Source organism: Stenotrophomonas pictorum JCM 9942, from assembly GCF_001310775.1.
Classification (GTDB): Bacteria; Pseudomonadota; Gammaproteobacteria; order Xanthomonadales; family Xanthomonadaceae; genus Stenotrophomonas; species Stenotrophomonas pictorum.
Window position 1 is genome coordinate 1 of sequence record NZ_BAZI01000271.1, and the last position, 3,695, is coordinate 3,695.

Annotated in this window: 4 protein-coding genes and 1 pseudogene; 1 reads left to right on the plus strand and 4 read right to left on the minus strand. The window is 67.6% G+C overall.

Annotation, left to right across the window (positions count from 1 at the left end):
• A partial coding sequence (locus JCM9942_RS12205) for an energy transducer TonB (RefSeq protein WP_157722907.1) occupies positions 1–215 on the plus strand: 215 nt, incomplete at its 5' end.
• A 66-nt stretch (positions 216–281) separates the two neighbouring features.
• Here the strand turns inward: JCM9942_RS12205 and JCM9942_RS12210 are convergent.
• The 4 genes and pseudogenes from JCM9942_RS12210 to JCM9942_RS19110 all read right to left on the minus strand — a co-directional run.
• Positions 282–1,475 (minus strand): ABC transporter permease, encoded by a 1,194-nt coding sequence (locus JCM9942_RS12210; protein ID WP_054659972.1) that lies wholly within the window; start codon positions 1,473–1,475, stop codon positions 282–284.
• Positions 1,472–2,227 (minus strand): ABC transporter ATP-binding protein, encoded by a 756-nt coding sequence (locus JCM9942_RS12215; protein WP_054659974.1) that lies wholly within the window; start codon positions 2,225–2,227, stop codon positions 1,472–1,474. The genes JCM9942_RS12210 and JCM9942_RS12215 overlap by 4 nt, the downstream gene beginning before the upstream one ends.
• A 30-nt stretch (positions 2,228–2,257) precedes the next feature.
• A complete protein-coding gene (locus JCM9942_RS12220) occupies positions 2,258–3,409 on the minus strand; it encodes an alpha/beta hydrolase (protein WP_157722908.1) in 1,152 nt (383 codons plus the stop codon).
• Positions 3,367–3,695: pseudogene (locus JCM9942_RS19110) on the minus strand (hypothetical protein); the annotation flags it as partial. The gene JCM9942_RS12220 and the pseudogene JCM9942_RS19110, both read right to left, overlap by 43 nt.

A 3,695-nucleotide genomic window follows, 5' to 3' on the forward strand; every position in this document is an offset into this window, starting at 1 on the left:
CGGCCGACGCGCTACGCTCGGGTACCTCTGGCGAAGTGCTGGTGGAAATCTCCGTCGGCACCGACGGCTCGGTCACCGACGCCCGCGTGCTGCGTTCCAACCCGCCACGCGTGTTCGACCGCGAAGCCCTCAACGCGGTGCGCCGCTGGAAGTTCGAGCCGATCGCCAGCCCGACCACCACCCGCCGCACGCTGGCCTTCACGCCGAACCAGTAAGTCCGCCGTCATGGCAACAAAAAGGCCCGGATCGCTCCGGGCCTTTTTGTTTGCCGTGCTCCCGGCTCAGCCGGAAATCGCCAGCCGCTCCTGCCGGTAGCGCCATACCGCCACCGCCCACAGCAGCACCGCCAGCAGCACCGAGGCCGCCAGATACACGCCCCACTGCGCTGCGGTCGGCATCTCGCCACGCGTCACCTTCACCAGCATCTGGTTCTGCGACAGGAATGGCACCGCGTACTGCCACAGCTGGGTGTCCTTGAGCGGATAGGCCATCAGCGCGTAACCGGGCAGCATCGGCAGCAGCATCAGCCACACCATGTGGCTCTGTGCCTCCTTCATGCTCTTGGCGCTGGCGGCCAGGCAGGTCAGCAGCGCCGTGCCGATCAGCACCAGCGGCAGCAGGATCACCAGCAGCTTGCCCATCGCCGCGAAGCTCACGTCCAGCGAGCGCGCGATCCCGGTGCCAAGGCTCGCACTGAGCTTGAAGGACAGCAGGATCAGCAGCATCGAGGCCAGCCCGATCACCACCGCGGCCAGCATCTTGCCGCTGACCAGTGCTCCGCGCGCGACCGGCGTGGCCAGCAACGGCTCCAGCGACTGCCGCTCGCGTTCACCGGCGGTGGTGTCCATCGCCAGATGCGAGCCACCGACGAAGGCGGTCAGCATCAGCATCAGCGGCAGGATGAAGGACAGGAAGATGCCGCGCTTGGCTTCGGCCGTGGCCAGGTCGCGGGTGCCGATATTCACCGGCGCGGCCACCATCGGGCTGATCCCGCGCGCCAGCAGCCGCAGCGAGGCCACCGATTGGCCGTATTCGCCCAGCGTGGCGCGCACCCGTGCCACCTGCACCTCGCTGGTGCGGCGGGTGGTATCGGCCACGATCTCGACCTTGGCCGGTTTGCCGGCCTGCCAGTCGGCGGCGAAGTCCGGATCGATCACCAGCGCCAGATCCTCACGCTGGGAGCGGATGCGCTGCTCGATGTCCGCCGGTGCCTCGGTGGCAGTGATGCCACGGCTGGCCAGGAACGCCACCAGGTTCGGTGCCCGCGCGATGCCCACCACCGGCACGGTCATGTCTTTCTCCAGCTGCGTCTCGGCACGCAGGCTGGCCAGTTTGCCCATGCCCAGGAACAGCAGCGGATAGAGCAGCGGGGCGGTCAGCAGGGTCAGCAGGAAGGTGCGGCGGTCGCGGGCGAAGTCGCGCAGCTCCTTGCGCATCACCGCGAACATGCTGCGGAAATATCCAGTCCGGTTCATGCGTGCAGACCCTCCTCGCTGCCGATCAGTTTGACGAACGCATCTTCCAGATTGGCCTCGCCGGCCTGCGCGCGCAGTTCCTCCGGCGTGCCCTGCGCCACCACCCGGCCCTGCGCCACGATCACGATGCGGTCACACAACGCGGCCACCTCCTGCATGATGTGGCTGGAAAAGATCACGCAGCGGCCTTCGGCGCGCAGCTCCTTGAGGAAGCCGCGCAGGCCGCGCGTGGTCATCACGTCCAGGCCGTTGGTCGGCTCGTCGAGGATGACGTTGCGCGGATCATGGATCAGCGCGCGGGCGATCGCGGTCTTGGTGCGCTGGCCCTGGCTGAAGCCTTCGGTGGCGCGATCCAGGAAATCCTCCATCTGCAGCGCCTGGGCCAGGCGCTCGGTGCGTGCGGCGATGGCCGCCGGGCTCATGCCGTGCAGCTGACCGAAGTAGTCGATGTTCTCGCGCGCGGTCAGCCGCTTGTAGACGCCGCGCGCATCGGGCAACACGCCCAGGCTGCGGCGTACCGCGTTGGGCTCGACAGCGGCATCGATGCCATCGACCAGCACGCGGCCGGTCTCCGGCGTCATCAGCGTGTAGAGCATGCGCAGCGTGGTGGTCTTGCCGGCGCCATTGGGGCCGAGCAGGCCGGTGATCTGGCCGTCATGGGCGGTGAAGCCCACTTCGTCCACGGCGATCACCGGGGCTTTGTCCTTGCCCTTGCCGGGAAAGGTCTTGCGAAGTCGTTCTGCAACGATCATGGAAGCAGATTCCTCAGGAATGCGGTGAGGTCACGGTTCCCAGCCATTGAAGCTGGTGAACGGCGGCACGTAGTCGAGTTTCTCCAGGCAGGCGCCATCGAGCGCCTTGGCATCGGCCTTTTCAACAAACTGGGCGAACAGCTTGGGCATGCAGCCGGCACCGATGACGTTGTGGCCTTGCCCGCGCAGCACGAAGAGACGGCCGTTGGGCAGGGTCTTGACCACCTCCTCGCCATAGCGCGGCGGCGTGACCGGATCGAACTCGCCTTCCAGCACCAGCGCCGGCACGTTGCCGGCCAGAGGCTGGTGGAAGTCCGTCGGCGCGGCGCCCTTGGGCCAGGCCGCGCACATCGCCGCCATGGCCTGCGGCATCTGGTTGCCCAGCACGGTGCCTTCATCGGCCTGGTTGGCGACCATGCTCTCGCCGTCCTCGCTGCACACCACCGACAGCTGCATGCCCATGGCCATGCTGTCCTTCATGTCGCCCTGCATCATCTGCGCCAGCGCCATCAGGTTTTCATAGCGGCCGGCGCCGGCTTCATGGATCAGCTTGGGCAGCAGCGCCGCGGCCGCCGGCATGTAGGCATACATGCGCACCAGACCGGCCACGGTCTCGGCGCGCAGCACGTCCTCGCGCTCCTCGCCACTGCTCGCGTCGCGGTAGCGCACCGTCACCGGCTGCGCACGCAGCCTGGCCAGCAGCGCATCCAGTTCCGCACGCGGGTCACCGAGCTTGTCTTTGCACGAGGGTGTCTGCGTGCACTGGGCGAACTGCAGCGCCAGCGCATCATCCAGGTTGCGCGCGAAGATGTTGCCCAGCTGCTGGGTATTGGGTACCACCGAATCGAGCACGATGCTGCGGGTGGCCTGCGGATGGCGCATGGCGTACTGCTGGGCCACGCGGGTGCCATAGCTGACGCCGACCAGGTTGATCTTCTCCGCGCCGATGGCCGCGCGCACCGCGTCCAGATCGGCCACCGCATCGGTGGTGGTGTAGAAGCGCAGATCGGCTTTCCCCGCCAGTTTGGCCGCACATTTCCCCGCCTCGGCCTGCATCGCCGCAGGCGAGATGTCCTCGCTTTCGGGCGTATCACAGGCCAGCAGATTGGATTTTCCGGTGCCGCGCTGGTCCACCAGAATCACGTTGCGGTGCTTGCGCACCTCGGCAAACGCCGTATCCACCTGCGGGTAGGTGCCACCGCCGCCTGGCCCGGACCGCCGGCCAGGAAGAACACCGGATCCGGCTGCAGGTCGGTCTGCTTCTCCGGTGCCAGCCAGGCGATGTTCAGGGCGATCTTGCGCCCCTGCGGATTGGCCCGGTCCTCGGGGACCTGGAAGGTGGTGCAATGCGCTTCCAGGCTGTTGCGGCTGAGCGGCGAGCTCAAGCTGCAGGGAGTGAATTCCAGGCTGCCCAGGGTCAGCGGCTTGGCCGGCGTGGCTGCCGTTGCCACGGCCGGCTCGCCGGTGG